This window comes from Streptomyces sp. NPDC058295 (assembly GCF_042880655.1).
Classification (GTDB): domain Bacteria; phylum Actinomycetota; class Actinomycetes; order Streptomycetales; family Streptomycetaceae; genus Streptomyces; species Streptomyces coriariae.
Map to the genome: position 1 here is coordinate 124408 of NZ_JBHVYO010000020.1, position 25517 is coordinate 149924.

The window sequence follows — 25517 nt, forward strand, 5'->3', positions numbered from 1 at the left end:
CGAGGACGTCCTGGCGGCCCTGAGCCTGGACATGCCTGTAGTTCCCGACCGCTTCCGCACGACCAAGACCGGCCCCGATCCTTCGATCGGGGCCGGTCTCGGTGCGTCAACCGGCGACCGTGGTCAGGTTGCCGGGCACGTAGGATCCACCCTGGTTGTTGAGGATCACGCCGAGCCGGTTGGTCGCGTTGATCATGGCGACGAGGGAGACGAGAGCGATAGCCTGCTCCTCGTCGTAGTGCTTGCGCACCCGGGCCCAGGTCTCGTCAGTGACCCCTGCATATCCGTCGATGATGCGGGTGCCCTCCTCAGTGAGGGCCAGCGCGGCCCGCTCGGCGTCGGTGAACACGGTGGAGTGCCGCCAGGTGGCGACGAGGCTGAGCCGGGCCGCGTCCTCGCCGGCCGCGGCGGCGTCCTTGCTGTGGATGTCGACGCAGAAGCCGCAGCCGTTGATCTGGCTGGCGCGCAGCTGCACCAACTCCTGGGTGGATTTGGGCAGCGGCGACTCCTGGATGACCTGGCTGACGGCGTAGATCCGCTTGCCGACCTTCGTGCCGAGCTCGGTGTCGAACAGGTTCATACGGGTTTCCATCGGGGCTTCCTCACTCATGGAATCGTGCGGCTGATGCCCATGAGGCGCCGGTCGCCACGCTCCTGTGACACGGGGCGGAGGTGACGTGGGCCACGGGGCGCGGCTGTCACAGAACCGGGGTCAGCGGCGTCCCGTGTACGACACGCACCACAAGTAGCGAGACGGAAGTCGGGAACTGACGATGGTGGACAGGAATGCCGGTACCGATGCGGGGGCGGCCACGGCCACGGATAGCTTCATTGCCCACCGTAATCTGCTGTTCACGGTGGCCTACGAGATGCTGGGCTCGGCGGCCGACGCCGAGGACGTCCTCCAGGAGACGTGGCTGCGCTGGTCGGGCGTCGAGCACACCACAGTCCGCGACCCGCGCGCCTTCCTGGTCCGCATCACCACCCGCCAGTCCCTGACCCGCCTTCGCACACTCCGCCGCCGCAAGGAGTCCTACGTCGGCCCGTGGCTGCCCGAGCCGCTGCTCATCGCGCCTGACGTGGCCGAGGACGTCGAGCTCGCGGACAGCGTCTCCATGGCGATGCTCCTTGTACTGGAGACCCTCGCCCCGACCGAGCGTGCCGTGTTCGTGCTCCGGGACGTCTTCGACCTGGACTACGACGAGATCGCGCAGGCCGTCGACAAGACCCCGCCCGCCGTCCGCCAGATCGCGCACCGCGCCCGCGCCCACGTCGCCGCGCGCCGCCCTCGCGAGACGGTCTCCCCGTCCCAGACCCGCGAAGCGCTCGCCGCCTTCCAACAGGCGGTGGAAACAGGCGACTTGACCGGACTCCTCAACATGATTGCCCCGGACGTCGTCCTCCTGACGGATGGCGGCGGAGTCGTCCGGGCCGCCGTGGAACCGGTGGTGGGCGTGGCCGACGTGACCGAGGCCCTGGCCAGGCTCAGCGGCGCCCTGCTGCAACCGACCCTGGTCAACGGCCACCCGGCCCTGATCATCCGCCGCGACGGCCGGATCGACACGATCGTTGCCCTCCGTCTGGACGCCGGCCTCATTACCGGCCTCTACGCCGTCCGCAATCCCGAGAAGCTGTCACGCATGAACCGCGAGACGGCGATGGGTCGCTGACGCGGGCCTCGGCATCACCGCTCACCACGACAATAGCCGCGCCACGTGCAGCGACGCACACGACTGAGCCTCCGCCAACTTGAAGTTGCAGGTCAAAGGGCTGGTGTGCTCGTCTGTCGGGGTCTCGTGCTGGTCGTGGGTGGGAGTCTGCGGAGTAGATCCTCTGGCAGGGTGACTCGGGGCGGATCAACCGTCGGGACAAGCTATGAGCGTGAGAGGTAGCGATAAGACAGGGTGGAGGGATGCCTGAGTCTTTCTTGCCCGGAGGTTTCGTCAATGCGGTCGTTCGTGTCGGGGACACGGTGCGCCGCCCAGCTACGGCGAAGTTCGTAGGTGATCTGCTGAGGCTGCTTGAAGCCAGTGGCTGGGGTGGTGCTCCGCGGTATCTCGGTGTGGACGACGAGGGCCGGGAAGTCCTCAGTTACCTCGATGGCCACGTGGCATGGGAGCCGCGACAACCTGCTGCTGTGTCATCGGACGAGAGTCTGGTGACGGTCGCCCGGCTCGTGCGTCAGTTCCATGACCTGACGGCGGGCACCCCGCTGGCCGGAGATCAAGAGGTCGTGTGTCACAACGACCTGTCGCCCAAGAACACGGTCTATCAGCTGTGCGGTGGCGAGCTTCGGCCAGTGGCATTCATCGACTGGGACCTTGCGGCACCGGGCGCGCGGATCCACGACATCGCTCACGTCTGCTGGCAGTACCTCGCTCTGGGCCCTTCGGTCACCGACGTCGAGAAGACAGCCCGACGGATGAGGCTGATCGTTGACAGCTACGAGCTGCCTGACCGGCAACGCCTCGTGTCCACGATCTTGTGGTGGCAGGATCGGTGCTGGCGGGGCATCGAGACCCAGGCCGATGCGGGTGACCTCGCCATGGCCCAGCTTCGTGAAGCAGGGGCAGTGAGGCAAGTCCAGTCGGCCTATCAGTGGGTTTCCGATCATCGAGATGCATTGGAACGCTCAGTGCAGTGAGCGCATGGGTCACGGCCGAGGCCGGTTCGCCGGTTCCTTCCCGTGATGGCCGGACGGCCTTGATCCGGCACTGCGTGTACGACCGAGCGCATCAGCCGGCCCCGAGGGCGCGACCACGGTCACAGTGCGACAACACCCCCCGACCGAGCCGATATCCCCGCCCACCGCGGCGCGTGACCTGTGGCCCGCGCGCCTGCGTATCCGCAGGTCACCACAGCATTCTCAGCGTGGCCGGCTCCCCGACATCCCCCTCAGCACACCCCAACACCCCGGTCCAGGAACAGAAGGAAGAGAAGCGGGAAGGGACGGGTGGGTGGGCGCGCGGTCGGGGGTTCGGGGCGGCTGGAGGTGTCTTTGCGCGTCGGCGGGGCCTCCGCGCAAGGCCGCGCAGCCGCTGCGGCTGCCGCGCAACATGACGTCGATCTGCCCTCCATCGCTTGTGGTTGCGGCGATGCGGGCGGCTCAGGGGGTGTCGAGCACGCCCACGGCCGCACGGATGTGGGCCGGCCCGAGACGCGGTCGCTCTCCGGCGCACCACCAGGAGAGCGGCCCCTCCACCTCGCGCGCATGCATGCGCAGGTTGTGTTCGACGCACAGGGGCCACGCCCACCGCCTGGTCCCGCAGACTCCGATCAGCGCTGTAACCGCCCTGCCCATCATCGGACTTGCGCCCAGCCGCAACCAGCCGGCTCGTGCCGACGTCCTGCTGCCGGGCAGCCCAGAACGATTCCACCGCCTGCTGCTCGAAGTAGTGCGTGGTGCCGACCGTGTCCACGATCTCCGGATGCCGGCGCTCCTGCCTGTACGCCACCCGCATGCGTGAGAAGCTCGCCGCCAAGGCTCCTCAGTACGCCGCCAAGAGGCGGGTTCGCCGCACTCGCCCGATGCGCACCGTGGTGCGACCGGACAAGCGAGAAGACTGCCCCCTCAGATGTGCCGGAGGGTCCCCACCGCGCCCAGCGGCGGGGGCCCTCCGGCACATTCCGCCCCCACCACGACCGCTACGAACGACGAGCCCGTGCTCCAGCTGGCTCAACGCTTCGCCGCTCCGGTCAACTCGTTGTCCAACCTCTGCCGATCCGGCGCCTTCCACGGCCACCGAGACCGAGCTCGAGGAGATCGACCCGCACTGGCCGGCGGATTCAGCCACTGAGCCGCAGCACGATAGGGGTCACCAGCAGGATCGGATGACCTGGCCAAAGGGGGCCGGGTGAAGCATCCTGGTTGTCACAGTCGAGGCATCCGACTTGTCACACAGGTTCAATCAGCAGTCCTTCTGTCACCAGAATCAAGGATCGAGAACCTGCGGTTCTCTGCCCGGATCTTCTACTCTGCCCGTCCGTGCGGCCCGCGCGACGCTAGCGTCAAAGCCATGATCGTATGGCTCAACGGCACCCACGGCGCAGGCAAGACGACGACCAGTGCGCTCGTCCAGCAACTGATCCCGGACTCCCGGGTGTTCGACGCCGAGAAAGTCGGCGAGACGCTCATGGACATCCAGCCAGGGCTGCCCGCAACGGACAACTTCCAGCACTGGCCGCCGTGGCGTCCCCTCGTGGTCGAGACCGCCCGACGCGTCCTCGACTACACCGGCGGAACCCTGGTAATGCCCATGACCGTCCTGGTCGAGCAGTACTGGCGCGAGATCAGCTCGGGTCTTGCCCAGCACGACATTCCGGTCCGGCACTTCGTCCTCCATGCCGACCAGGACACCCTCCGCGCGCGCATCGCGGGCGACACCGTTCTCGGCCCCAACTCCCCGTTCCGTCTCCAATACCTCGAGCCCTACGCCGAGGCAGCCCGCACGTGGCTGCACGCCGAGGCCGAGGTCGTCGACACCACGCACCTCACCCCCGCCCAGGCCGCCCAGCAGATCGCAGAGGCCGTCAAGAGTGAGACCTTCCGGCGCCGCACCTCACAGGTGACAACAAGACTGCCTATGTGACAACAACCGCGCTTCGGCTCAGCCACAGCCCCGGCCCGGTCGAGCGCCGTAAAAGGTCAGTAGTCGACGTCGAGGTAATCGATGTCGTTGAGGGTGACCTCGGTGAGCCCTGTGGCTCGGCATCCGCCGTCTTGGAAATACACGTCTTTGAAGCCTTCGGCGATGATGCCGCGCATCTCCTGGTCGCTGGCTCCGGCGTTGCGGGCGTCGAAGAGGCGTTGTGGGTACGTCGGGGGGAGGTGGACGGTGAGGCGGCGGAAGCGTCCGTCGTCGGTGGTGCCGACGGGTGCGGTGTATCCGAACCGGGCCCGTGTCTCCACCGTGATCCCGCCCGTGGTCGCGGCTTGTTGCTGCCGGCGTTTGCGGACCTGGGGCTGCCACCGCTGCCGTACCACGGAGTGCTGCTGCGGGCTTTTGTGGCTAGTACTCCAGCCGTAGATCGTGATCTCGATGGTGAGGGGCGCCGAGGCCAGCGTGGGTCATCTCGCCCGAGATCGCCCACGCCGTCACGGGCGTCGGCTCCTTCTTCGTCTACCCGAGTTCACCGCGACGGAGGGCGTCCCGTATCTCGCTGAGCTTCGCGGTCGTTGCCGGGCTACGCTCGTGCGCTTGTTCAGCGAGTCGGAGGGCATCGTCAAGCTCGCTGAGCTTCGCCGAGGACAGGACGGCCTCCCGCTCTATCAGGTCGTCCCGGGACACAGTGGTCAGCCACGTGCACGGGGTGAAGCCTGGACGCGGGAACGCGAGCCGCAGCACGCCTTCGAAGGGCAGTCCTTCACCGGCGCCCACCGTCACTTCGATGCCCAGACCGCTGATGTCGACGCCCGCCGGAGCAACGACCTGCATCACCCGGATCCCGGACGTGTCCTCTCCCGACAGCAGTACGACCAACCTCCGCTCGTCGAACTGAACCCACCAGACTTCGCCACGTTGCACAAGTCCTCCAAATACAGGACGGCAGGCAGACGCTGCGCGACCCTGACGCGCTGTGGAGACGGGCGCGGCCACCGTTGACCATCGGTGTGTGAAGACAAACGATCATGCGGTGGCCGCAGGTCACAGCGTAAACCCTGCCCACTGGAAGGAAGCGAGCGGAAACCGGAGCATTTCCTCGCCCTCGTCGGCCTGGCAGCGCTTGTGATCGCGTACCGGTGCCTGACCAAGTCTGTCAGGGCCTGAGTCGTTTCTGTTGCGGATCGAAGCAGACCAGCCCCATCGAGTCCGCCAGGACGGCGGCATGGGCGGAGACCTTTTCAGCCGCGCTCCAACCCAGCGGGATGTAGACGAGCGGGCCGCCCGCTCCTGCAAGCAACGGCCATGCGGTCCAGGGCGAAGCGTCCCCGTCCACAGACGCATCACCCCACCGCTCCACCAGCGCGGCGACGTAGTCCGCGATGCGCTTGGTCGGAGGATGGTCTACCTCTGCGTCCAGGTAACGGTCGTAAAGGTCACCGAAGGCTCGGCCGGCCGCCCTGTCATCTGACGGCCGCTCTCCCTCCCACACGGCCAAGTCGTAGCTCATGCCCGGAGGTTCCCACACCGCTATGACAAGGCAACGGTGACAGCCGACAAGCAATGAACGATACGAGGTCCAAGCCGACCTGAGCATGCTTGCTGCTCGCCGACGAAGGCGGCGGCAGCCATGGTCGTGTCACCGAACCCTCTTTGCGGTCCGGGACAAGCCGAACGGTGCCGAGGCCCCGTCGCGGTACCGGGCATCGAGCGCACGGAGAGCTCGCATCCTTGATCGAGTTGAAAGGGTTCAACTCCATTTCCCTATAGTCGAATTGAGCCGTGCTTCCAGATCCCCGCTGGTCGCCTGATCAACGCGGAGAAAACCTGTGCACACTCATTGACGCGCGCCTCGCGTGCCCCCTACGTTCACGGCCGTGAATCGATTCACCTTCTACCTCTAGGGGTCGCAGTGATCAGTAGAAGGAACATCCTCGCGGGCGCCGCAGCTACCGCAGCCACCGTGGCCGCCGGGGCTGCGGGGACCGCGCCGGCCGTGGCCGCTGCCACCGCGCCACGTGTGAGCAAGGGTGCCTTGCGTCCGACCGCTCCGACCGTCGAGTACGTCCGACAGCCCCTGGGCCTGGACGTGGCAAGGCCGCGCCTGAGCTGGCCGTTGACCGCGGCCGGTTCGGACCGGCGGCAGAGCGCCTACCAGGTGCGCGTCGCGTCGAGCGCGGCCGGCCTGTCCCACCCGGACGTGTGGGACAGCGGCAAGGTCGTCTCGGCCGACTCCGTACTCGTCCCGTACGCCGGGCCTCAACTCAGGCCGCGTACCCGCTACTTCTGGTCGGTGCGGGTCTGGGACGCCGACGGAGGTGTCTCGGGGTGGAGTCCGCCGTCGTGGTGGGAGACCGGCCTGATGGACGCGTCCCAGTGGACCGCGCGGTGGATATCCGCTCCCGTGTCGCTCACCGACGCCCCTTCCCTGGAGGGCAGTTCGTGGATCTGGTACCCCCAGGGGGACCCGGCGACCGGTGTGCCGGCGGGGACCCGCTGGTTCCGCCGCACCATCGACCTCCCGGACGACATCACCGCGGCCACGCTGGTGATCAGCGCCGACAACGTCTACACCGTCTCCGTCAACGGTACCGAGGTCGCGCGCACCGACCTGGCCACGGACTTCGAGGGCTGGCGCCACCCCGCCGTCATCGACGTCCTCGCCCAGATGCGCTCCGGAGCGAACACCCTCGCCGTCTCGGCCACCAACGGCACGGACGGCCCGGCCGGACTGGTCGCCGTCCTCGCCCTCACCACGGCCTCCGGAGACCAGAAGGTCGTCACCGACGGCTCGTGGAAGACCACCGACCAGGAACCGGCCGACGACTGGCGCGCGCAGGACTTCGACGACAGCGAGTGGCAGGCCGCCAAGGTGGCCGCCGCCTGGGGAGCCGGCCCGTGGGGCCGGGTCGTGCCGGTGCTGTCCGCAGCCAACCAGCTGCGCCACGAGTTCCGGCTGCCGCGCAAGAAGGTGAGCCGCGCCCGCCTGTACGCCACGGCACTCGGCCTGTACGAGGCCCACCTCAACGGCACGCGGGTGGGACGCGACCAACTCGCCCCGGGCTGGACCGACTACCGCAAGCGCGTGCAGTACCAGACCTTCGACGTCACCAGCTCCGTCCGCCCCGGGGCCAACGCGATCGGCGCCTACCTGGCCCCCGGCTGGTACGCGGGCAACGTCGGCATGTTCGGACCGCACCAGTACGGTGAACACCCCGCGCTGCTCGCACAGTTGGAGGTCGAGTACGCCGACGGGACGAGCGAGCGCATCACGTCCGGGCCCGACTGGCGTGCCGCCTCGGGGCCGATCGTCTCCGCGGACCTGCTGTGGGGCGAGACGTACGACGCGCGCAGGGAGACGGCCGGGTGGACCTCGCCGGGCTTCGACGACGGCGCATGGCTCGCGGTACGGGACTCGGACAACGATGTTCCCGGGCAGATCGTGGCGCAGGTGGACGGTCCCGTACGCATCGCCGCGGAACTCCGCGCCCGGACGGTCACCGAGCCCGAGCCGGGCGTCTTCGTCTTCGATCTGGGCCAGAACATGGTCGGATCGGTCCGGCTGCGCGTGTCGGGCGAGGCGGGCACCACGGTGCGGCTGCGGCACGCGGAGGTCCTGAACCCCGACGGCACGATCTACACCGCCAACCTGCGGACGGCCGCGGCGACGGACACGTACACCCTGAAGGGGAGCGGAACGGAGGTCTACGAGCCGCGTTTCACCTTCCACGGTTTCCGCTACGTCGAGGTGACCGGATTCCCCGGCACGCCGCCGCCGACGGCCCTGACCGGGCGGGTCATGCACACCTCCGCGCCGTTTACCTTCTCGTTCGAGACCGATGTGCCGATGCTCAACCAGCTGCACAGCAACATCACTTGGGGACAGCGGGGCAACTTCCTCTCCGTGCCGACGGACACTCCGGCCCGTGACGAACGGCTCGGCTGGACCGGTGACATCAACGTGTTCGCGCCCACGGCCGCATACACGATGGAGTCGGCCCGCTTCCTCGGCAAGTGGCTGGTCGACCTCCGCGACGCGCAGACGTCCGACGGCGCGTTCACGGACGTGGCACCCATGGTCGGCACCGTCGGCAACGGCGTCGCGGGCTGGGGGGACGCGGGGGTCACGGTCCCCTGGGCCCTGTACCAGGCGTACGGAGACCGGCAAGTCCTCGCCGACGCCTGGCCTTCCGTCCAGTCCTGGTTGCGCTACCTGGAGAAGAACAGCGACGGCCTGCTGCGGCCGGCCGCGGGATACGGCGACTGGCTGAACATCTCGGACGAGACGCCGAAGGACGTCGTCGCGACCGCCTACTTCGCGCACAGCGCCGACCTCGGGGCGAGGATCGCGGGGGAGCTGGGCGAGGACCCCGCGCCCTGGACCGACCTCTTCACCCGCGTGCGCAAGGCGTTCGAGTCCGCGTACGTGGCGGCCGATGGCAAGGTGAAGGGGGACACACAGACCGCCTACGTCCTCGCGCTGTCCATGAACCTGGTGCCGGACGCCCTGCGCGCGGCGGCGGCCGACCGTCTCGTCGCTCTCGTCGAAGCGAAGGACTGGCATCTGTCGACCGGCTTTCTCGGCACCCCGCGGCTGCTGCCCGTCCTCACCGACACCGGACACACCGACGTCGCCTACCGGCTGCTCCGGCAGCGCACTTTCCCGAGCTGGGGCTACCAGATCGACAAGGGCTCGACCACGATGTGGGAACGCTGGGACTCCATCCGGCCGGACGGCAGCTTCCAGGACGCGGGGATGAACTCCTTCAACCACTACGCCTATGGCTCGGTCGGGGAGTGGATGTACGCCAACATCGCCGGTATCGCCCCCGGCCGGGCGGGCTACCGGGAGATCGTCATCCGCCCGCGTCCCGGCGGCGGCGTCACCTCCGCCAAGGCCACGCTCACCTCCCTCTACGGCCCGGTGTCCACCCAGTGGAAGCAGCGGTCCGGCGGCTTCTCACTGTCGTGCGGCGTACCGCCGAACACGACCGCGGAGGTGTGGATCCCGACCGACGATCCCGGAAGCGTCACGCACATGCACGGAACCTTCGTACGCGCGCAGGACGGCTTCGCCGTGTTCGAGGTCGGGTCGGGGAACCACCGGTTCACCGTGTGACACGCGTGCGGTCCGCCCTTCGCTCCGGCACCGCCGGACCGCGAGGGCGGACCGCGGGCCGCCGGTGCGGCTCCCGTCCTCCCGGTGCCTCTGAGCAGTTGGCCGCACGGCAGCGCGCCCCGCCGCCCTGGTGGTCGTGCGCTGCGGAAGTCGTGTTCCGGTGGTGGTCCAGGGGAAGTTCGACCTGGCCGGGGCGCCCTGGACGGAACGGCGCCCACGCCGGCCGCGGCCGGCGTGATGGTGGGCGGGCCGTGACGGGCGTGGGCCCGTGAGCGTCAGCGGACCGTGCCGAAGTCCTGCGTCCAGTAGTTGCCGGGCTGTGCCACCCCCACCCCGATCTCCTTGAAGCCGCAGTCCAGGATGTTGCGCTTGTGACCGGCACTGGCCATCCAGCCCGCCATGACCTGCTCGGGCGTGGAGTACCCGTACGCGACGTTCTCGCCGTAGGTGCTCCAGAGGTAGCCCGCGCGCGTGATCCGCTGCCCCGGGTCGGACCCGTCGGAACCGGTGTGGGACATGGTGTTGTGGCTCGCCATGTCCGCACTGTGGGCCTGGGCGGCCTGCGAGAGCTTCGCGTTCAGGGTGACCGGGGAGCAACCGACCTTGGCACGCTCGCTGTTGACCAGGTCGACCACCCGGGCGACGGCGGGGGTCGCCGTGCCGGCGGCGGGGGCCGTGGTGGCGGTCGGCTTCGGTGCGGCGGGGGTCGTCGAGGGGGGCGCCGCGATCGGCTTCGGCGCGGAGGTGGTCCTCGTCGGGGCGGACGGGGTGGTCGTCTTCGAGACGGGCGCCTTGGGCTTCTCCGGGGCAGGCGCCGCAGTCCCGGGAGAGGTCGTCGGCGAAGCCGAGGGCGAAGCCGTCGCCGTAGGCTTCGCGGTCCGGATGTCCCGCCCCCGGTGCTCGTCCCAGGACGTCTTCCTCCCGTCCGTCCGGTGTCCGTTCCAGGACGCGTTCCTTCCGTCCGTCCAGGGACTGCTGGACGTGGCGGTGATGGCCTCGGATCCTCCGTCGCCCATGCACGCCATGGCGGCCGACGGCACCGCCACCGCGCTCATCGCCAGGACGGCGACGGCTATGGGCCGGCGGCGCGTCTTCCTGCGGTGCTTCCGGTGGTTCCTCATGCGGACCTCGTTCGGTCGACTCTCCTTGCGCCTCCGGCAGGCTCGGCTTCGCACAGACACTGCGCTTGACCTGCGGGGACGCCTTGCGGGGCCGTCATTGTTAAAAGCCGCGTGAGGGCACGGCAACGGGGGCTTCCTACTACCTCGCCTAGTAGGCGAGGGTGTCCCTTGAATCCGGCCCGGGATTGTGCCGGGCCGGCGCACCGGACGTCGACAGCGCCTCACACCCCGTCAGAAGGACGGCAGAGGCGGTCCGGCGGCTCAAGGCCGGTGATCCGGGCAGGTGACCCCGGCCGAGGTGCCGCGTATGCCCGCTTCCATATGCCAGATCCTCCTATATCGGCCACACGCCACGTACTATCGCGGCACGTTGTTAGGGCCGGACACGTGAGGGATGTCACTGACATTTCCCACAACCCTTCCGGTGCGCGGCGTGCGGGGCGATGCGGTCAGGCATCGTGACCGTGCGCAGGAGCGTGGAAGAAGGCCACGGCCTCCTCGTCGCCGACGGCCAGCCGGGGTGAAGACGCCGGACCATTCGACCCGGGACGTGTCCGGCGCGCAGTGCCCCTCGTGGACGGGGCCCTCGACGCCCTCGCCAACGGGCGAACGCGCACACGCCATGGAGGAACCAACGAACCTGGCCGCGGCTGTCCAGGGCCCGGCTACCAACCCCGCAGGAGGATTCCATGCAGAGTCCCGCCACGCCCCCGCCCGCCACGTCAGGGCCGTCGACCGGCGGCCTGGTCCGCTCCCGCCGGGCGATCGGCGCCGCCCGGGGCCGCAACGCCATCCCCCTCGGACGGCGGTGACACCGGCAAGAGCGCCGGCAACGACTGACGGATCGGGAGCCCTGACGCGATGACGCACACGTCCATCGCGGCGTGCCTGGGCGAGGACTTCCTCGCCCAGGCACTGCACCGCGAATACCGCCACGTACCCGGCACGCTCGATGTCGCCGGACTGATGACCTGGGACGACCTCAACAACATCCTGGCCGCGCACAGGCTGGAGCCGCCGCGCATGCGGCTGTTCCGCGACGGCGAGACGCTGCTGGTCGGGGGATACACCACGCCGGTGGCCACGCGCCGGCACACGGTGTGGCACCGCCTGCACCCGGCCGAACTGCACGCCCGCCTCACCGAGGGCGCATCCCTCGCCCTGGACAGCGTCGACGAACTCCACCCGCCCCTCGCCCGTCTCTGCGAAGCGATCGAGCGCGACCTGCGCACCCGCGTGCAGGCCCCGCGCGGTGCTGGAGGTCGGCGAGGACGCGTTGACGCTCTCCGCCGCCGGGAGCACGTTCGAGTTCGCCCCGGCAGCTGAAGCGGTGCTGCGCCCGCTGGTCGACGGCCGCACCGTGGACCGCCTTACGGCAGCGCACCCGGATACTCGCGCTCGCCGCGACTGGCGCCGCTTGCACGCTGCCCCTATTCACGAAGCCCTGTGTCTTCCCAGCTTCGCCGACCTCGGCTACCTGCCCCACTCCACGACAGGACTGACGGCTGCCGCTGTCGCCGGTGCACGCTGCGCCGTCGACGGGGACGCTTCAGCCGCCTGATCGTCGCCTACGGTACGCGCGGATTCCTCTTCGGAGTCGGCAGTACTGCTGGTGGTGCAGGTTCCTGGTGGATCATCGATTGGTTCCTCAACCACTGACCAGTCAGCGCCCGAGAGCTTGCGGCCGAGGCGGGGCTCCCGGGCGACAGAGGGCTCACCTGCCCCTAACTTGCCTTCGCCCGAGCAGAGATCAAGGGAAGCCTCACGGTCACCGACCCCCAAGCTCTGCTAACCGCATTCAGCGACGGCATCGGCCGTGCCGCGCTAGACCAGACAAACCTCCGAGGAACAGCAGGCTGCCAAACAGAAGCGGTTCTTGCCACTCGGCCTACGCACGCCGCCGCTTCGCTGCGGCCCGTAGGAGATACCGCCTGCGTACCGACCGCAATCGATCAGGGCTCCCGTACGGCCGCCGCGAACGCCCTGCCTGTCCACTTCCACCTGGCGGAACAGCTCGGCGAGCCGACCGGCACGTGACCGGATCCTGGGGTTCAATGCCGCCCCGCATCCGGCGATGTGAGCGGATACGAAGGGCCGTCGCTGACAGGGGAGGGGCACGACCGCGGACGTCCGTCGACTGCTGAGACCCCGGCCCGTGAACACGGCCGGGGTCTTCCGCTGTGCGCCGGCGGTCGGCTCAGTCGGCGGCGAGCAGGTGGGCGGGGGCCATCCGGGACAGCCCCCGGATCGGCACCGTCAGAGCCGCCACCACCAGGGCGGTCGCCGCGAGCGTGGCCAGCAGCGCGGCGCCGACGACCGTGAACAGGTGTCCGTGCAGCACGCCCCGGCCGAGGGTCAGCACCCCGGCCAGGCCGGCCACCGCACCGGACAGGCCGCCCAGCAGAGCCAGTCCGATTCCCTCGTAGAGGGTCAGCTTCGCCAGCTCGCGGTTGGTCCAGCCGGTCGCCCGCAGCACCGCGAGATCGGCGGCGCGTTCGCGCTGTGAGATGACCAGGACGTCGATGGCGCCGGCGGCGCCCAGCAGCAAGGACAGGGCGACGCTGAGGTAGTCGGCCTCGCGCGCCTGCGCCACCACGGCGCTGCCGAGCAGCGACCCGGCCACCTCGCCCCGGAAGGCCAGCGTCAGGGCGAGCAGCACCGTGAAGGCGGCCACTCCCAGCGCCAGTCCTGCCGCACCCAGCAGCGTGCGGCCCCGCACCCGCAGCAGGTTGAGCATGGCCAGTCCGGCCACCGAACGCACCGGGCGTGCGCGGAGGGCCGCCGTCACCGGGGGTCGTACGGCTTCCATCGGTCCCAGCCGGGTGGCGAGCCAGGCGGGGATCAGTCCCGCCGCCGTGGCCAGGAGGAGCGCCACCGGGAGCACGAGGAGTGACTTGGAGCCGGCTTCGGACTGGCCCAGCACCCGGCCCAGCACGTATGCGAGTACCGTGCCCGCGGCTCCGGCTGCGAGGCCGATCACCGCCAGTTCGCCGAGGACCAGGCGGAGCACTTCGCCACCGCTCCAGCCCAGGCAGCGCAGCGTGCCGATCTCGATGCGACGTGAGCGCACCGAGGCAAGCGCAGCCTGGCCGAGGAAGAGCGCGCACACGACGAGGACCAGCACGAAGAGCATCGCGCTCTTGGTGTCCACCGCCTTGAGAATGCGCAGTGCCACGCCCTTGGCGACCCAGCGCTCCGTCACCTGTGCCGAGGCACTCAGCGTCACCGTCTGCGGCGCGGGCGAGCTGCCGACGGTGACGTCGACCTGAAGCTGGGGGTAGGCGGCCCGGATCGCCCCGGCCACGGCGTTGACCCGAGCCCGGGAGGCGGTGTCGACGCCGGTCACTCCGGCCACCCGGATCCTGATCGCGCTGACCGGCGCTTTGTCCTGGAGGCTCGGGACCCGGCGGCTCTTGGTGAGCGCGGTGATGGAGTCCATCGTCGTCAGCATGGTGGGCGGCGGGCTGACGTAGCCGCCCAGGTTGCGGTCGGGCTGTAGCGGCTTGCCGTGGAGCTTCGCTCGGGTCGCGCTGTCCGCGCCGGTGACCTGCGGCGCCTGGTAGGTCTCCAACGGGGCGTCGGACAGGGGTGAGAAGCCGGGCAGTTCGCCGGTGTCGTAGCGGCCGACCAGGTGGACGAAGGGATTGGGCAGGCGTCCGGAGTCCACACCGTCGCAGGTACCCAGCCCGATGCAGTTCGTGGCGGCGTGGCTGGTCACCTTCCGGTACTGGGTGCCCTGGTGGTTCTCCTCGGGGACGTTGGTGAACGGCTGCTGGTCGAAGTTGGTGATCCACAGGCTGGGCTTCTGCGGCGGCTGCGGCTGCGCGGCGAGGTCGCCGTCGGAGGTCCGGTGGTAGGTGACCGGGCCGACCGTCCAGTAGGTCCCGGTGTCGAACGAGTTTTCGGTCAGTGCCTTCCGGTAGCCCTGGCTCAGGTCGACGCGGGTCTTGCCCACCGTGGTGCCGTGCAGGCCTCGGACGAAGCTGGCGGCTGTCGGGTTGCCCAGTTTCGAGGGCAGCTCTGCCGGGTCGCCGACGTCCAGCCGCTCTACGGTGGCGTCGAGCGTGCCGGTGGTCAGCGGGTTGTCGCTGAGCAGCGCCGGGATGTAGGAGTCGTGCTGTCCGTGGACGCTCTTGGCGGACGACACTGTCCACGGCTTGTCCCGCTCGGTGAGCATCCGGCCCGAGGCGATGGTGTCGCCCAGGCCCACCAGTCGGTCCTCGGCCACCGGGTCGATGGCGGACAGCAGCACGGGGTAGCTGACCGGAACGTCGATGGTGGCCTTGTCCTGGCCGGACTGGCAGTTCATCCGCGAACTCAGGTCCGGGTCGAACGGCGACTTGTCCCTGAGGTCCTCGGCGATGATGTTCGGCTTCAACGGCAGATCCAGGTTGAACTCGGTCTGCTCTGACTTGTCCCAGTTGAAGTAGAAGCAGACGTCGTACTTCCCCTTGATCCGATACCGCTGGGTGCTCTTGTCGGCCTCGCCCGTTTCCAGGGTGTCGGATTCGAAGAGGCCGTCCGACTCCGACGCCGACGTCAGGGGGGAGCGGGTGAGGTAGACGTACTCGTCGGAGGTCCGGTAGGTGCCCAGTCCCGAGGTGAGCGTCGGGCTGATGCGCAGGATCTGCCGGGACGCCTCGCCGTCCAAGAAGCGGGACACATCCACGGTGACGGTGCTCGCCACCATGAGGTAGCCGATGTTGGCGACCGGCGCGGCCACGTCGACCCCGGCCATGCCCTCGATGCGCCGGTACTGGTCCAGGGTGATGCCACCGAACGTGCCGGACAGGAAGTTCGGCGAGACCAGACCGCTCTGCCGCTCCACGTCCGTCTGCGAGTCGGGCGGGCGTACCAGGACGTCGTACGCGGACCGTGCGTTCTTCCGTACCGTGCCCACGGTGGTCGCCTGGCTCGTGCTCACCGTCGCGGTCAGCAAGGTGAAACTGGTCGCCGCCACCAGGATTCCGGCGGCCAGGGCCAGCGCGCGCCCGCGCCGCCGCCGGAGCTGATCGAGGATCATCGCTATCACGGGCGCAGGCCCCCCAGCCGGTCCAGCACGTCGCCGGACGGTGTGACCCGCTGGTCCGAGGTGATCCTGCCGTCCTGCAGACGCACCACCCGGTCGCCGTTGGCGGCGACTTCCGCATCGTGGGTTGCGATCAGCATCGTCATCCCGTAGCGCTCGCGCAGCGACATCAGCAGGTCGATGATCTCCCGCCCGATGACGCTGTCCAGGTTGCCCGTGGGTTCGTCGGCCAGTAACAGTCCCGGCCGGTTGATCAACGCGCGTGCGACGGCGACGCGTTGCTGCTGTCCGCCCGACAACTGCGAGGGCAGGGCGTCGGCCCGCTGGTCCAGGCCGACAGCTTCGAGCAGCTCCATGCCGCGCGCACGCCGGTCGAAGTCCACTCTGCGCGGCAGTACGGGGGCGAGCACGTTGTCCAGCACGGTCAGCGCGGACAGCAGGTGGAAGCGCTGGAAGACGAAGCCGATACGCCGCCGGTGACGGTCCAGGGCCCGGGGCACCAGCTGTATGCCGTCGATCTCGACGTGCCCCTCGTCGGGCTGGTCCATGCCGCCCGTCACATGCAGGACGGTGGATTTGCCGGCGCCGGACGGCCCGGTCAGCATCACCACCTCGCCGGCCGCGACCTCCAGGTCGACCTCGTCCAGAGCGGTCAGCCCGGGATACCGGCGGCTCACCCCGCGCAACGCCACGCTCACAGCCATTGATGGAGCCTCGCCCTCGTACATTGCGCCACATACATTGTGGCAATTCAGGGGTATGTTGTCACAATGTAGAAGGGACGTATATGCCGCTCCACCACGCCGTGCTCGCGCTACTGACCCGGCGACCGAATCACGGATACGAACTCAAGGCCCGGTTCGAGGAGGCCGTCGGTCCGCAGTGGGGTGGCCTGAACATCGGTCACCTCTACCAGATCCTCGAACGGCTGGTCCGTGACGGCTATGTCTCGCGCTCGCAGGTCACGCAGGCCGACCGGCCCGACAAGAACCTCTACACGCTCACCGAGGCGGGCGAGGCCGAGCTGCGCTCGTGGGCGACCACCGCCTGGGTGCGCGTCGGCGGCTTCCGCGACGAGCTGTTCCTGAAGCTCCTCGGCGCTGTCGCGCTGGGCCCGCAGGCCCTGACCACGCTGATCGATTCGCAGCGGCAGACGTACCTGTCTGAGCTCGCGGGCCTGGCACAGCAGCGCCGCGCCCACGCCGCCGAGCCGCTGGTCGCCGTCCTGATCGACGCCGCCATCGCGCACACCAAGGCCGACCTCGGACTGCTGGACAGCGCCGCACAGCATCTGGGCCCGCTCGCCACGGCACAGAGCGCGCAGGCGCAGGCGCCGGAGCGCTCACACGCACAGGTGCAGGGCGACACCGACGAGGCCGGCGGTCATGGCGGGAGGAGAGGGGACCGTACAGAGTCCGCTTAGTACTCCAGCAGCGGTTCGTGTCCTGAGCCGGTTCGCGTCGTTGACCGGGCATGGTGGGGATGGTTGACGCTCAGGGGTGGGCTGCGGAGTTGGAGTCGGTGTTCGCGCGGGTGGCGGGCCGGTTTGCCCGGGCGGATCTGCGGTGGCGGATGCGGGACTATCTGCGGGGTCTGCTGGCGCCGGTGGCCCGGAAGAATGGCTGGCAGCTGGCCGAGTACGCAGGCCACAAGACTCCGGATGGGTTCCAGAGACTGCTGAACTCCAGCGTCTGGGAAGCGGATGCTGTCCGTGACGACATGCGGGACTACGTCGCTGCGAAGCTCGGTGCAGGCGGGGTCTTGATCATCGACGACACCGGGTTCGTCAAGAAGGGCACCACGTCCGCGGGGGTGGGCCGGCAGTACACGGGCACCTCAGGAAAGATCGACAACTGCCAGATCGGCGTGTTCGCCGCTTAGGCCACGAGCCGTGGACGGGCCTTGGTGGACCGGGAGTTGTATCTGCCGAAGGCCTGGACCGGCGATCGGGAACGGTGCCGGGCAGCGAAGATCCCCGACGAGCGCGAGTTCGCGACGAAGGGCCGCGGGCCTGCCCGCCCAGTGGGTGACGGCAGGCGAGGCCTACGGCCAGGAGTGGAAGTTCCGCCGGCTCCTCGAGGAGCTCGATGTCGGCTATGTGGTCGCAGTGCCAAAGTCGCAGCAGGTCAAGAGCCTGGCTGGATTCTGGAGGATCGACGAACTGATCGCCCAGGCACCCCAGGACGCCTGGCAGCAGCTGTCCTGCGGCAACGGCGCGAAAGGCCCGCGCGTCTACGACTGGGCCAGCGCCCGGCTGCCGGCGATCGGTTTCTTCGACGGCGACACTTCCACCCATCACCGCTGGGTGCTGGCCCGCCGGAGCCTGACCCGCCCCGAGGAGATCGCCTACTACTTCGCCTACGCCCCCGTGACCTGCACCGTTGCCGATCTGGCGAGGGTGGCCGGGATGCGGTGGGCGATCGAGGAGTGCTTCCAGGCCGCGAAGAACGAATGCGGCCTGGACCAGTACGAGGTCCGCCGATATGTCGGCTGGTACCGGCACATCACCCTGGCCATGCTCGCCCATGCCTTCCTCGCCGGCCTGGCCGCCGACGAAGCTGCAAAGGGGGCTGCAGAAACGACTCCACCAGCAACGTCGTCGTCCTCACCGTGGCAGAGATCCGCCGGCTCCTGGAACATCTCCTGCCCCACCACCGAACCCCATACGACCCTCGAGATCACGCACTGAACTGGTCCCACTGGCGACGCTGTCGGCAAGCCACGGCCCGGCGCTGCCACTACCAAAGAAGAACCAGCTCAGGACACGAACCGCTGCTGGAGTACTAGAACTCCTGACGAAATGGCGCACTCCACTCGGAAGTCGCTGGCCAGCTGAGGCGGAGGTGCGGCAAGATCGCCTCATCTTCGTGGGAGGCGGCGTGGTAACGGCTGGGCAGTTGGATCTGGCTCTTTTGTGCGACGACGAAGGCAACAGTGTGCGCATCACCGTGCTTGGCCCCTTGCAGGGTGTGGCCGGTGGGCTCGCCGCAGAGATTGTCGTCGACACGCCGTTCGTGGCCGGCCGCCTGGACCTCTCGTTGTGGCGATCGCGGCTCACCTCGTGGGCCGAGGCACTGGACCGCCTGGAGGCCAGTGAGGACATCGCCTGGTTGCACGTCCAGCGCGGGCCATCCGTCTACATCCACTTGAACGGCGAGCGTGACTGCCCCGAGGTGGTGGTTGAAGACAAACTGATCTCGATGACGACCGTGCGGGTGCCCATCGATCTGCCGTCCGACTGGGTCGCAACTCATCGGGGCTTGCTCAGCGCCGTGCTCGGCGCCTGGGACGGGCACCTGTCATCGGAGTGAGCTCAGCCCGTGGGCGTAGTCGAGCTCGGCGTGTCCGTGGAACGCGGCCCACTCCGGGGCCGGCCGCGGTCCGTGCGGTCAGCCATGCGCATGGAGTCGGCCAGTCGTCTGCGGGCGCTGCTGTGGTCGCCGAGCAGGGCCAGCGCGCGGGCTTCACGCGCGGCGATCAGCGACAGCAGTACGGGCGAGCCGAAGCTGACGGCGCGCTCGTGCGCGGCGCGGGCGAGGTCGTAGCCGTCGCGGGGGCGACCCCTCGAAGCTGGCCTGCATGCTGAGGCTGGCGAGGACGAGCACTTCGAGGCTCACGTCGCGGAGCATGGTGGCGGTGGTCAGTGCCTCGCCCCAGTAGCGGCGCGCGGTGTCCTGTTCGCCTGCGTCGTAGTAGAGCCATGCGCAGTGCTCGGCGGTCTCCCCGGCAAGGAGTTGGAGTCGATTAACATGTCATGTCCAGGGCAATGAAGGGACGGCGTACATGAACGGATCCGCCTCCAACAGTTCGGTCAGTGTGGGCCTCGCACTGGGCGCGGCCCTGGTGTCGACGACGCTGCTCTGTACGCCGGCGACCGCGGCCGCCCCCGACGGGGCCGGCAAGGGCCCAGGTGCGGCCGTCACCACGCCCGCGCACGGCGAACGGGCGTGTCCCGTCGTGTACTTCGACCTGGGAGAGACCCTGGTGCACACCGCCGAAGACGGCAGCACGACCTACCTGCCCGGGGCGTCCTCGTACCTGCGGGCCCTGCGGGCACGCCACATCAGGGTCGGCCTGATCACCAATGTCCCGGCCGCCTGGGGCACGACCGACGCGGAGCGTGCCGCCCGGCTCCGGAGGGAGGTGGACGCGACGTGGCGGGGCCCGGCGGCCTTTGCCTGGGCGGACTTCGGCGACCGGATCCGTACACCGCGCACCGAGGCCGAACGCAAGCCGTCCCCGGTCCTGTGGCAGCGCGCCAAGGAGGACTCAGCCGGCTGCCGGGTCGTCTACCAGGCGGAGACTGCCCAGGAGGTGTCCGTCGCCTCCTCGCTGGGCTACGTGGCGTACCAGGTCGGTCTGCCGCAGCGGCCCGCGTTCCTGCCGGCGGGACTGGTCGAACTCCTCGGACGTCGCCTCGCTTGAACGCAGCCACAGTCGCAGCCGGGACCGCCCGTCGACGTACGCCCTTGGTCCCGTCCCGGGGCGTACGACGACGGATCGGCGCCTGCGCCACGGCTACCGTGCCGGCGCCGCTTGCCAGGCTGATCTGCCGGTGGCCCGACGGTCCCGGTGGCCCGAGGCGGCCGACGAGTCAGGGCGTCAGGCCGTCAGGTCGTTCGTGGTATCCGGGAGCCTGGTTCGGTTCGAGGGCCTCCTTGCGGCCGACGTCCCCCGCGTCCGCCAGGTCGGGTGCACCGGCGCCCGCCTCCGCCGACGGGGGGCCACCGGCTCCCGCCCGGCCGCCCGCCCGCGGCGGCACCGCCCGATCCCCATCCTGGCCCCCGTGGGAGACCACCCCGCTGCGCAGCAGCAGTTGGAAGGCTCCGAGCAGCACCGCCGTGGCCAGTGCGCTGTGCCACAGCAGGGCGTCGAGATGCCCGGCCGACAGGTACGCGCCCGCGGCGATCGCGGCAAGGGCGCACACCGCGCGGTCCACGATGCTCTCCACCGACAGGAGGGTGGCCCGCGGTGCGTGCGCGGGAACCGCGTCGTTGACCAGTTTGCGCTGGACCGGGAACGCGAACCCGGTGGCGGCGGCGAACAGGCAGAGCAGCATGACGACGACCCACGGCCCGCCGAGGGTCATGGCCGCCAGGGTGCCCGCCAGCGCGAGACTGAGGACGGACACCCAGGCGACTGGCGGCAGTCTGCGGCTGAGCCATTGGGGCCGCGCGGACGCCACCGCCTCCGCCACGGTCATCGCGGCCAGCACCCCACCGTGCGAGGCCTCGCCGATGCCGTGGTCCAGCAGGATCGGCTGGAAGAGATTGACCTGGCAGATGCGCGACAGCGTGAAGACCGCCACGCCCTGCACCATCACCAGCGCCAGCCACGGCGAGGAGGCGACGCAGCGCAGCGCGGTCCCGGCGTCCCGCAGGAAGGCGCCGCCCCGGCGCCCGCCGTCACTCCGGCCCGTGTCCGCTCCGGCATCCGCTCCGGCGAGGCGAGGCAGCAGCACGGCGCAGACGAGGGAGGCTGCCGCGCTCGCGGCGCTGAGCAGGTACGGGGCCGGGTGCGCGAGAGCCATCAAGGGTCCGACCAGCGGCCAGCACACCACCTTCGCCGTCAGCCCCAGTGCCCGCGCGGTGCCCTCCGCCCGCAGGTAGTGCTCGTCGCACCCTTGCGCCCGCAGCCCGTCGTACAGGTAGGCGCTCGCCGCGCCCGAGGTGAGCGACCGGCCGGCGGCGATGGCCAGGAAGTGGAGGAGGAACCCCGTGTACGAGGCGCTGACCACCGGGGCCAGGTTCGCGGCCGTCATCACCACCGCGCCGGCCCGCAGGCAGTTGCGAGTTCCGATCCGGTCGGCGATCAGCCCGGTCGGAATCTCGAGCAGACAGAAGGCCACGTAGTAGATGCTCTGGATGCCGAAGATCTGTCCGTCCGAGAGGCCGGCCGCCTTCTGGTAGGCATAGAACACCGGCATCCACCACAGCAGGTTGAACAGCAGCTGGAAGCCGTAGTTGAGCCGGATGATCCGGCGGGCGGTGTCGGTCGGGCCCGGGGCCGCTCCGGTGCCGGGGCGCGGCCGGCCAGAACGCACCCTCACAGCGCGTAAGGGCGGATCTGGACCAGCCGGAAGTCACCCTGCTCGGTCATCAGCCACTCGATGTCGAGAGGTTTGTCCACGTCGGTCGCGCTGAAGTGGGACTGCAGGAGCCGCCCGGTCAGGGACAGGTCGGCGAGCCGGGCGCGGACGGAGGCGGACAGCTTCTGGCCCGACGAGCCCAGCGCGACAGTACGGCCGCCGCCCTCCACGGTGTTGTACAGGTACTGCTGCGGCAGCACCGTCCCGTCGACCACCTGCTCGGGCGAGCCCGGCGAACAGTTGAGGTAGACGTTGCGGAAGTCCTCCCGGCGGGTCGGGTTGCAGGTTACGAGGACGCCGCCCAGGGAGGCGGGCACGTACTCCTGGATGATCACACCCATGTAGGTGTCGTCGAGGGAGATGCCGACCTGGTGGCGGAGCCGCACGCTGCGGGGCGATACGAGGGAGGCCCACACCTGGCGTACGGCGTCGAGGAGTTCGCCCGTGCCGTGGACGGTGGTGACGGAGTCGTAGACGCCCGCCGCGGAGAACCCGGGGAGGTCCTCGGCGTTGGAGGAGGATCGCACCACCAGCCGTCCGCGCGAGGCTGCCGCAGCGGGGAAGGCCTGGTCGATCTGCCGGGTGACCGCCTCGGGGACGGGGGTGTGCCGGATCAGGTGCTGCAGGTGCAGGCACAGCGAGTCCAGGACGTCGGTGGCGTCGAGTTCGAGGGCCATCTTCAGTTTGCCGATGCCCTGCTGGAGGGCGGGGGAAGAGGCGAGGAACCGCTGCTGGAGTGCGAAGGGGAGTGCGACGCCCTCCGGGGCGCCGACCGCCTCGGCAACGAACTCCGCTGCCCTGAAGCGGAGTTGCTCGGCTGTGAAGGAGGTGAGGCCGAGGCGGGCGGCGAGGTGGCCGTAGAGGTCCTCACGCGGCGGACGGGGCTGGCCGTAGAAGGAGGTCAGGTCCACGGTGCGGCTGTCGAGGACGTGGTGCAGTTCGCCGAGGTGGGCCGCCTTCGTGCCGTAGCGGTCGCGGTCGGCACTGCGCAGCCGGTGCAGGGACAGCACGGGGGCGTCTTCGAGCAGGGGCGGTTCGAGGCGTATGCGCTGCTGGTGCCAGGCCGGCGCCCGCAGGTCGGGTTCGTGGTCGAGGCGCTGCAGGGAAATGCCGTCCTCGTCGACCCGGTAGCGCACCCACGCGTTGTCGAGACCGTCCTTGTCGACGAGTTGCTCCAGGTCGCGGACGATCGCGTTGGGAATGCCCCACCCGGAGGCGAGGACGTTGGTGTGCGAAAGGGGCGTGATCGGCGCGGTGTTGATGAAGCCGGCGACACGCGGCACGTCGTCGGGCAGGCAGGGCATCGCCACGATGTCCGCCCAGCCCAGCCCGGTCTCCGCCGCCGTGTACTCCTCGGCGGTCCGGAAGAACCGCAGTCGACCGGCGGCCTCGCCGGGGTTGAGCGGTGTGCGCTCCCGGGAACCGAACAGCTCGTGGCTCAGGATGCGGGGCACACGCTGTTCGCTGATCGCCGACAGCTCCTCCTCCTGCCCGTGGTTGGCGGGCTTGAGCAGCAGCGGCAGCCTGCTGTCGACCCGGGCCCGCACGAACGCGTAGAAGAATGCGAGCAGTTCGCCGTGCATGGTGTCGGCCTCGGTCGTCTCCAGGACGAGGAAGGGCCGCTCCCTCCCCTCTTCCTGCTCGGTGTGCAGGGACAGCACACCGAGCAGGAACCGGCGCTCGGGATCGGTGTAGACGGAGGCGTTGAACGCGTCCAGCTGCGCGTCGAGCGTGGCCAGGCCCATCCCCAGCACCTGGGTGGCGATGTAGTTGACGTGGAAGGGATGCGCGCCGGTGTCGAGCAGGTGCCAGGTGTTCTGCGCGCGGTCGACGACGACCTTGAGGTAGGGGTGACCCGCCAGGACTCCCGACAGCGTCCGGAAGAGCGGCAGGGAGAGATTCTCGCCGACGACCGTGCGGTCCGTGGCGGGCTCGGCGGCACCGGGGGCCAGGTGGACGCTCATGCGGGGACCTCCTCGGACTGCGCGGCGGGCAGCACCCGGGGCAGGGCGTCCACCAGGGTCTCGAAGTCCCGCAGCACCGTCCGCGGGTCGGCGGCGGAGAGCAGGCACAGGGCCGCCATGGTGTTGGCACCCGCGGCGGGGTCGTAGACCGGCACGACACTGCCGTCGGGCAGGGAGCTCTCCGCCACCACCGACAGCTCGCTGTCCGGGCTCAGCGGCACGTCCGACGCGACCACGGGGAAGTCCCAGACCCTGCGGTCCTGCCATGCCTCGCCGCGGCCGTCGACCGCGAGGACGACGAGGGAGCCCGCCGCACCCCGGCCCTGCGCCGGTGTCAGAGCCTGCTCCGGCCAGGCGACAGGGCGTCCCAGGAGGTGGTCGACGAGCATGCCCACCAGGTCCAGTGCGAAGACCTGTTCGATCTGTGGCACCGTCATCGCGCCGCCGAACCGGGCAGCGGTCTCGATGAGCCACATGCTCCCGTCGGGGCCGAGCTTGATCTCCGTGTGCGTCCCGCAGTCGCGCAGGCCCAGCGCGTCGACCGCGCGGCGCGCAAGGTCCACGACGCGGTCCTGCGCGTCCGGAGAGAGCAGGGCGGGGGTGATGCCGGCGCGCTCGGTGAAGGGCTCGATGGTGGGCATCCGGCCGCTGAGACAGACGGGGTGGAACACACCGTCCGCCACGACGCCCTCGACGCTGAGGTAGTCGCCCCAGCCGGGCTCGTCGAACCAGTCCGCCGCCGTGCCGCTGACGATCTCCTCGACCACGAAGTCGGCGTTCGCCTCGGCGACATGCAGCTCCGCGTATCCCAACTGGGCGGACTCCGCCATGACCTGCCGGGAGCGGGCCCAGGCGGCGGACGCGTCACCGGGAGAGGTGATGATCTGGTGGGCAGTGGATCCCGCGCTCCAGGCCGCCTTCAGCAGCAGCGGACAGGACAGGGAGTTCACCGCCGCCTGCAGATCCGCCTCCGTGGCGACGGGGCGGAACGCGGGCTGCGGCAGGCCGCTTCGCTGCCAGGTGCTGCGCATCAGCCGCTTGTCGCGCGCGAGTGCGGCGGCTGCGCCCGCGCCCGGCAGGCCGAGCTTCTCGCAGGCTTCGGCGACGGCCACGACCGCGTACTCGGAGAAGGTGATCACGGCGTCCGCGCCCACCTCCTGGGCCCGCGAGACGATCAGGGAGACCAGGTCGCAGCGGCCCGAGTCGTCCGACGTCGTGACCGAGGCGCACAGTCTGGCGGCAGAACCCGCCACGGCGGCGGGAAGAGCGCTGAGCGCCAGCAGGTGCACGTCCGCCCTCGCAGCCGTCCGGGACAGGACATGGCCGAGCGGCGGACCACCCTTGGCATGCACCAACAGCACCGTGCTCACAGAAATTCGTCTCCATTCACCTGGTCGGTAGGGGCCGTCCTCGGCACCATCGGTGCGGCGACGGGCCCGGGGGCGCGTGCGGGGATGGCGTCCGGCGTCCCGCCCGCACACTCCAGGGGACCAGGCTGCACCCGTCCATATCGCCGCAGAGAGCGCTCGCGACTCAGGCAAACGCCTGAGTCGCAGACGTGATTCGCAGAATTTCGTCCCCGGAGACCGGCCCGA

The 25517-nt window shown here is 69.7% G+C and carries 18 protein-coding genes and 2 pseudogenes; 10 read left to right on the forward strand and 10 right to left on the reverse strand.

Annotated features, from left to right (window positions below):
• Positions 1 to 106: 106 nt before the first annotated feature.
• Positions 107 to 592 carry a carboxymuconolactone decarboxylase family protein gene (locus ACFVYS_RS22615; RefSeq protein WP_383245939.1) on the reverse strand — a complete coding sequence of 162 codons (486 nt, stop codon included), beginning with the start codon at positions 590 to 592 and terminating at the stop codon, positions 107 to 109.
• A 181-nt stretch (positions 593 to 773) separates the two neighbouring features.
• On the opposite strand from ACFVYS_RS22615, the gene ACFVYS_RS22620 reads away from it, so the two are divergent.
• The 3 genes from ACFVYS_RS22620 (at position 774) to ACFVYS_RS22630 (ending at position 4589) form a co-directional block, all read left to right on the forward strand.
• Positions 774 to 1670, forward strand: coding sequence for an RNA polymerase sigma-70 factor (locus ACFVYS_RS22620; protein ID WP_389504566.1), 897 nt, complete (start codon positions 774 to 776; stop codon positions 1668 to 1670).
• Positions 1671 to 1912: 242 nt separating this feature from the next.
• Positions 1913 to 2644 (forward strand): phosphotransferase, encoded by a 732-nt coding sequence (locus ACFVYS_RS22625; protein WP_389504568.1) that lies wholly within the window; start codon positions 1913 to 1915, stop codon positions 2642 to 2644.
• Between the two features lie 1372 nt (positions 2645 to 4016).
• Positions 4017 to 4589, forward strand: coding sequence for an AAA family ATPase (locus tag ACFVYS_RS22630; protein WP_389504570.1), 573 nt, complete (start codon positions 4017 to 4019; stop codon positions 4587 to 4589).
• A gap of 56 nt (positions 4590 to 4645) precedes the next feature.
• Here ACFVYS_RS22630 and tpg read toward each other — a convergent pair.
• The 3 genes and pseudogenes from tpg to ACFVYS_RS22645 form a co-directional block, all read right to left on the reverse strand.
• Positions 4646 to 4981, reverse strand: a pseudogene (gene tpg / locus ACFVYS_RS22635) (telomere-protecting terminal protein Tpg); the annotation flags it as partial.
• A 139-nt stretch (positions 4982 to 5120) separates the two neighbouring features.
• Positions 5121 to 5525 carry a type II toxin-antitoxin system PemK/MazF family toxin gene (locus ACFVYS_RS22640; RefSeq protein WP_389504572.1) on the reverse strand — a complete coding sequence of 135 codons (405 nt, stop codon included), beginning with the start codon at positions 5523 to 5525 and terminating at the stop codon, positions 5121 to 5123.
• A gap of 232 nt (positions 5526 to 5757) precedes the next feature.
• Positions 5758 to 6111 carry a hypothetical protein gene (locus ACFVYS_RS22645; RefSeq protein WP_389504574.1) on the reverse strand — a complete coding sequence of 118 codons (354 nt, stop codon included), beginning with the start codon at positions 6109 to 6111 and terminating at the stop codon, positions 5758 to 5760.
• 402 nt (positions 6112 to 6513) lie between these two features.
• On the opposite strand from ACFVYS_RS22645, the gene ACFVYS_RS22650 reads away from it, so the two are divergent.
• Entirely contained in the window at positions 6514 to 9720 is a 3207-nt protein-coding gene (locus tag ACFVYS_RS22650) for an alpha-L-rhamnosidase (protein ID WP_389504576.1), read from the forward strand.
• A 275-nt stretch (positions 9721 to 9995) separates the two neighbouring features.
• On the opposite strand, the gene ACFVYS_RS22655 is transcribed toward ACFVYS_RS22650, so the two are convergent.
• Positions 9996 to 10841, reverse strand: coding sequence for a CAP domain-containing protein (locus tag ACFVYS_RS22655; RefSeq protein WP_389504578.1), 846 nt, complete (start codon positions 10839 to 10841; stop codon positions 9996 to 9998).
• Between the two features lie 689 nt (positions 10842 to 11530).
• On the opposite strand from ACFVYS_RS22655, the gene ACFVYS_RS22660 reads away from it, so the two are divergent.
• Both ACFVYS_RS22660 and ACFVYS_RS22665 read left to right on the forward strand, forming a co-directional pair.
• Complete coding sequence (locus tag ACFVYS_RS22660) at positions 11531 to 11653, forward strand: hypothetical protein (RefSeq protein WP_389504579.1); 123 nt, start codon at positions 11531 to 11533, stop codon at positions 11651 to 11653.
• A gap of 49 nt (positions 11654 to 11702) precedes the next feature.
• Positions 11703 to 12167 (forward strand): hypothetical protein, encoded by a 465-nt coding sequence (locus tag ACFVYS_RS22665; protein ID WP_389504581.1) that lies wholly within the window; start codon positions 11703 to 11705, stop codon positions 12165 to 12167.
• A gap of 871 nt (positions 12168 to 13038) precedes the next feature.
• On the opposite strand, the gene ACFVYS_RS22670 is transcribed toward ACFVYS_RS22665, so the two are convergent.
• Together ACFVYS_RS22670 and ACFVYS_RS22675 are read right to left on the reverse strand one after the other, a co-directional pair.
• A complete protein-coding gene (locus ACFVYS_RS22670) occupies positions 13039 to 15864 on the reverse strand; it encodes an FtsX-like permease family protein (protein WP_389504582.1) in 2826 nt (941 codons plus the stop codon).
• Between the two features lie 5 nt (positions 15865 to 15869).
• On the reverse strand, positions 15870 to 16574 hold the full coding sequence (locus tag ACFVYS_RS22675; protein WP_389504584.1) for an ABC transporter ATP-binding protein: 705 nt from the start codon (positions 16572 to 16574) through the stop codon (positions 15870 to 15872).
• Positions 16575 to 16657: 83 nt separating this feature from the next.
• On the opposite strand from ACFVYS_RS22675, the gene ACFVYS_RS22680 reads away from it, so the two are divergent.
• The 4 genes and pseudogenes from ACFVYS_RS22680 (at position 16658) to ACFVYS_RS22695 (ending at position 20295) form a co-directional block, all read left to right on the forward strand.
• The gene (locus tag ACFVYS_RS22680; RefSeq protein WP_389504586.1) at positions 16658 to 17293 is read left to right on the forward strand and encodes a PadR family transcriptional regulator; all 636 of its coding nucleotides are present in this window, start codon (positions 16658 to 16660) and stop codon (positions 17291 to 17293) included.
• A 59-nt stretch (positions 17294 to 17352) separates the two neighbouring features.
• A pseudogene (locus ACFVYS_RS22685) lies at positions 17353 to 18559 on the forward strand (IS701 family transposase).
• 178 nt (positions 18560 to 18737) lie between these two features.
• The gene (locus ACFVYS_RS22690) at positions 18738 to 19181 is read left to right on the forward strand and encodes a DUF5959 family protein (protein WP_389504588.1); all 444 of its coding nucleotides are present in this window, start codon (positions 18738 to 18740) and stop codon (positions 19179 to 19181) included.
• 472 nt (positions 19182 to 19653) lie between these two features.
• The gene (locus tag ACFVYS_RS22695; protein ID WP_389504590.1) at positions 19654 to 20295 is read left to right on the forward strand and encodes a hypothetical protein; all 642 of its coding nucleotides are present in this window, start codon (positions 19654 to 19656) and stop codon (positions 20293 to 20295) included.
• A 169-nt stretch (positions 20296 to 20464) separates the two neighbouring features.
• Here ACFVYS_RS22695 and ACFVYS_RS22700 read toward each other — a convergent pair whose 3' ends face one another.
• From ACFVYS_RS22700 to ACFVYS_RS22710, 3 genes are read right to left on the reverse strand one after another with little or no spacing between them, the layout of a single operon-like run.
• On the reverse strand, positions 20465 to 21919 hold the full coding sequence (locus ACFVYS_RS22700; protein ID WP_389504592.1) for an MFS transporter: 1455 nt from the start codon (positions 21917 to 21919) through the stop codon (positions 20465 to 20467).
• The gene (locus tag ACFVYS_RS22705) at positions 21916 to 23922 is read right to left on the reverse strand and encodes a PEP/pyruvate-binding domain-containing protein (RefSeq protein WP_389504594.1); all 2007 of its coding nucleotides are present in this window, start codon (positions 23920 to 23922) and stop codon (positions 21916 to 21918) included. Before ACFVYS_RS22705 ends, ACFVYS_RS22700 begins: the two co-directional genes overlap by 4 nt.
• A complete protein-coding gene (locus tag ACFVYS_RS22710; RefSeq protein ID WP_389504596.1) occupies positions 23919 to 25292 on the reverse strand; it encodes an acetyl-CoA carboxylase biotin carboxylase subunit family protein in 1374 nt (457 codons plus the stop codon). The genes ACFVYS_RS22705 and ACFVYS_RS22710 overlap by 4 nt, the downstream gene beginning before the upstream one ends.
• Between the last annotated feature and the right edge of the window lie 225 nt (positions 25293 to 25517).